General features: G+C 65.9%; 2 protein-coding genes. One reads left to right on the top strand and one right to left on the bottom strand.

The window, feature by feature from the left end:
* The coding region (locus VGD20_RS01490; protein ID WP_331132757.1) for a helix-turn-helix transcriptional regulator at positions 1 to 2,725 on the bottom strand (2,725 nt) is incomplete at its 3' end.
* A 116-nt stretch (positions 2,726 to 2,841) separates the two neighbouring features.
* Here VGD20_RS01490 and VGD20_RS01485 point away from each other — a divergent pair.
* Positions 2,842 to 4,618, top strand: a 1,777-nt coding sequence (locus tag VGD20_RS01485) for a TonB-dependent receptor (protein WP_331132756.1), incomplete at its 3' end; no start/stop codon positions are given.

The following is a 4,618-nucleotide window of genomic DNA, read 5'->3' as shown; positions in this document are numbered from 1 at the left end:
TCGCCTCGATCAGTTTCAGGCCGAGAGTCGAGGCATTCTGGACCGCTTCCTCACGGGTGTTCGCGCGCAGTTTCCGCATCACATTCTTGAGGTGCCATTTGACCGTTTCGGGGGCCAGTTGCAGCGTGCGCGCGATTTCCTTGTTCGATTCCCCGGCGTTCAGCGCACTCAATATTTCGATCTCGCGTTCGGTGAGGAAGGAGAAGGCTTCGCCCGGGGCCGCCGAATAGACGCCCTCGAGCGCCGGGTTGCGGCGTGACGGCTCGGCCTGTTTCAGGAGCGCGAGGAAGGACCCCGAAGAATAGGCCTCGCTGCAGAAATTCTGCACCGCGCGAACCCCCGTGACGTCGAGCACGTCGACGATCGTCCGGCGGAACCCGACGCTTGCGGCATGGTTGAGGAAGCGCACCGTTTCGAGTTCGACCATCTTGTCGCAGCGGCCGCTGAGCTGCGGCAGGATGTTGAGCAGCGTCGCGGTCGCACGCAGTTCGGCATCGTCGGCATTGGACGCGAGGCGAAGCAGCCGCCCGGCGACCATCGTCAGGCGCGGGCGGTCGCCGTTGGCGATCGCTTCATAGGCCCGCATTTCAGAGAGCAGGGCAAAGGCGCGCGCCTGCGCCGAGAGCGGGTCGAGCACCGCGGCTTCCTCTTCGCCGGTCGCGACGACGGTCTCGGCATCGATCGTTTGCGGCAGCCGGAGCCGCGCGCGCTCGACGATACACATCGCTTTCAGCGGCGCCCATTCGCGCTCGAAAGCGATCAGCTCGGCCCGGTCGATCAGCGACGCGGCCTTATCGGCCTCTCCCATGCTCACCGCCGCACGGATGGCGACGAGGAAAGCCGGGATCAACGCATCCTGAAAGGCGCTTTGCTCGAGCACAGGCAACGCACCGGCGGCGAGGGCGGCGGCGGGCGCCATGTCGTCGCGTTCGTAGCAGCAGCGCGCCAGCGCCGCGTCGATCAGTGCGGCGGCGAGGCTCGAATCCGGGCAGGGACGCCGGCCGTCGCGCAGTACGCGCTCGGCCTCGGCCAACTGTCCCTGCGCGCGCGACAGCGCCGCCCTGGTGCAGACGGCGAGCGCGAACGGCAGGTCGAGCGGTTGCCCTGCGCCGCGCGGCATCAGCGGGCGAACGGCATCATGCACCAGCCCGAACAGCCCGCGTTTCAGGGCGCCGTGCGCGAGTAAGGTGCGGATCATCGCGACGGCGAAATCCGAAAGTCCGTCGGGCGATCCCAGCAACTGGTCGCACATCTCGACGACGTCGACGGGCCGGTCGTCACCGTAAGCGCGGTGAACAAGGTCGATCGCGCGCGCTTCCTGCGCGCTGCCGCAGGTATCGAGCGCGGCAATGGCGCCCTCGGCATCGCGGTGGGCCATCAGCGTGAAAAGCCAGGCTTGCGCTTGTGCCAGCGTCGGAACCGCGCCGATTTCTCCGGCGGGCAATTGCTCCATCCACGTTGCGAGGCCTATGATCTCGCCCCGCGCCAGCATCGGCATCGCGATCTCGGCGACCAGCATGGCCGCCTGTCCGGAATCCCCTGCCGATACCGCCTGTTCGGCGGCGAGGCTGGTCATGCCTTGCCCGGAAAAATAGCGCGCCGCCACGCGATGCAACTGTACGGCCGCACCCGGTTCTGTTGCATCGAGCCTCCGGCGAAGCGCCGCGCGGAAGGCGGGGTGCAGGCGATACCATGCGCCGGCGCCCGCAAGCGGATCGAGGAAGAGGCCGCGTGCCACAAGGCTCTGCAGCATGGCGGCACTGTCCTTTTCGCCGCTCAGCAACTGGCAAAGCCCGGCGCTCAGTTGCGGGGCGGTCGCGCAGCGTTGCAGAAAGCGGCGCTCGACATCGGACAGTCCGTCGATCACCGGCGCGAGATGCAGGTCGACCCTCGCTGCCAGGCTTTCCTGCCCGGAATGTCGCGCCGCCAGCCGCACCCCGGCGGGCCAGCCTTCGACGAAGCCGTTGACCGTGGTGGCACCGGACGCGCCCTGCGTCGCACCGCTATTTTGCAGGAAGAGTCGAACCTCGTCATCGCCGAGACCGAGTTCGGCGGCGCCGATACGGAGCGCCATCCCGCGGCGTTCGACTTCGCCGGCATCGATCGCCGTGATCGCCCGGCTCGCGAGGACCAGCCGGAGCGGGGCCGGCGGGTGCCGCAGCAGCCGGTTCAGGACCTCGATCGCGCGCGCATCGGTCAGGCGGTCGACATCGTCGAGAACGAGAAGCAGGGGGCGCTCAAAAGCTTCGATCCGGGCGGCCAGCGCCGCCGACAGGATCGCCGCAGATCCGGGCGCGTCCGCAATGCTCGCAACGCTGTCGCCGGTGGCATCGCCGCCCGCCAGCCGCACGGCTTCGAACAAATGCCCTATCGCCGCCGATTCATTGTCCTCGGGATCGAAGGACACCCAGCCGGCGAACCAGCCGGCCGCCTGTGCCTTTGCGAACAGCGCCGCGGCAAAGGCGGTTTTGCCGTATCCCGCCGGTGCCCGCACGATGCAAAGCTCGTGCTCCGAAAGCTCGCCCAGCGCCTCTTGCCAACGCCCGATCCCGACCAGGTCGGCGGGGAAACGGGGCGGGGCGAACTTGCCGCGCGCCGATGTCGGCGGGCGGCGCCCTGCTGCGACGCGCTCCGTCTTTGGTTCGATCCTCGATCCCGGCTGGATGGTCATATCTTCGCCCTCCATCTGTCCGTCATGGCTATAGCCATGGAGCGTCCGCTGCAAGCATCCCCCCCATCGCTCCCCCCGCCACCTCGTCTGTCATTGCCGCCGCGGTCGCCATAGCCTCCGGTCTGTCGAAGAGCTCACACAGAATGGGCTTTAACCACGGGAGAAAAGGCGTGACGAACAAAGCGATTCTGGCAAGCTGCTTGTCCACCACGATGTTGTTCGGATGGCATGGCGCCGCCCATGCACAAGCGGCGCCGGCCGACGCTGCGCCCGAAGCCGAAAGCGCCGGCAGCGGCGGGATTGCCGAAATCGTCGTCACGGCACAGAAGCGCGCGCAGAATTTGCAGGACGTTCCGGCGGCCGTTTCGGCAATCGGCGGCGATGCGCTGGAAGCGCGGGGCATCAACGAAACCTCCGACCTGATGGGCGCTGTGCCCAGCCTGCAAATTTCGACACCCTATGGCAAAACGCAGCCGAACTTCTCGCTCCGCGGCATTTCGGTCGCCAATGAGTTTTCGGCCTCCACCGCGTCGCCGGTGGGCGTCTATGTCGACGAAGTCTATCAGAGCTTTCGCGCCAGCCACGGCGGACAGCTTTACGATATCGACCGCGTCGAGGTGCTGCGCGGCCCGCAGGGCACGCTCTACGGCCGTAACACCACCGGCGGCGCGATCAGCTTCTTTACCAAGAAGCCGGGACTGGGGGCTGACGAGGGCTATTTCACCATCGGTTACGCCAATTACGACACCAAGACGGTCGAGGGCGGTTTCGAAAAGACGCTGGTCCCGGACGTCCTTGGCATTCGCGTCGCGGGCACCGTCGCGAAAGGCGACGGCTGGCAATATAACCCCGCGCAAGGCCGCGACGCCGCCACGACCGATTCGATGGCCGGCCGCATTTCGCTCCGCTGGAAACCGAGCGACACGCTCGACATCAACCTGAAGGTTTATGCGGCGAAGGACGATCCCTGGACGGCCAACGCCTATTCAATTGGTCAGTTCGCGAACGGCGAGGATATCGTCGGCTATTCGCGCTTCAATCCCGCCATGAACGGCGGCCGTGCGCTGGGCAAGAACGAGGTGTCCGCCGATCAGGGCGGCAAGTCGCTTTCCTCGTCGAAGGGGGTTGCGCTCAACATCGCGCTGGAACTCAACGACTATTTCACGCTGACCTCGATCACCGGTTATGACACGGGCAAATACAGCATCTCGCCGAACGATTGCGACGGCTCGCCGCTCAATGTCTGCTCGATCCGGTTCAACAGCCGCAGCAAGAATTTCAATCAGGACCTGCGCCTGAACTACTCCGACGACAATATCGATTTCGTCGGGGGCCTCTATTACGGCAAGGACACGATCAAGACGCGCAACGAACCCGACTTCTTCGGCGAATTGCGGCCGCTGCTGCTGGGGCTCGGCGTTCCCGGCAGTTACAACAACGCCCCGATCGGGACTCCTGACTCGATCCGCGTGCTGCCCGCCTTTGCGCTCGACCCGACCCTGACTCCGGGCTCGGCGGGCTTCTGCGATCCCGTCGTCGTCAACCCGAACGGGTTTTTCGATGCCCGGACGCTGGTCGCGTACCAGACCGATGCCGCGATCAACAACAGTGGCAATTTCCCGGCGGGCGGCGCCTATTATCAGGGATGCCTCGCCGCCGGCGCGGGGCCCTTCGGTCCGATCATGGGCGAGCAAAGGTTCGACATCCAGCGCCCGTCGAAGGCGATCTATGGCGACCTCACATGGAAGGCCACCGACAAGCTGACCGTGGCTGTCGGCCTTCGCTACACGATGGACAAGGTGAAATTCCGCAATGGCAGCACGATCATCTACGCCCTCGACGGCGTGACGCCGGTCGTCAACCTGATCCCCTATGCCTTCCCCTATGATCCGAACCTGCCGACGATGAACCTGCAGGAAAAGGCGAACCGCCTGACCGGCCGGGCCA

Source organism: Sphingopyxis sp., from assembly GCF_036402335.1.
Taxonomy (GTDB): Bacteria; Pseudomonadota; Alphaproteobacteria; order Sphingomonadales; family Sphingomonadaceae; genus Sphingopyxis.
The sequence above is the reverse complement of the archived record's forward strand: the minus strand, read 5'-3'. Positions and strand labels throughout refer to the sequence as shown.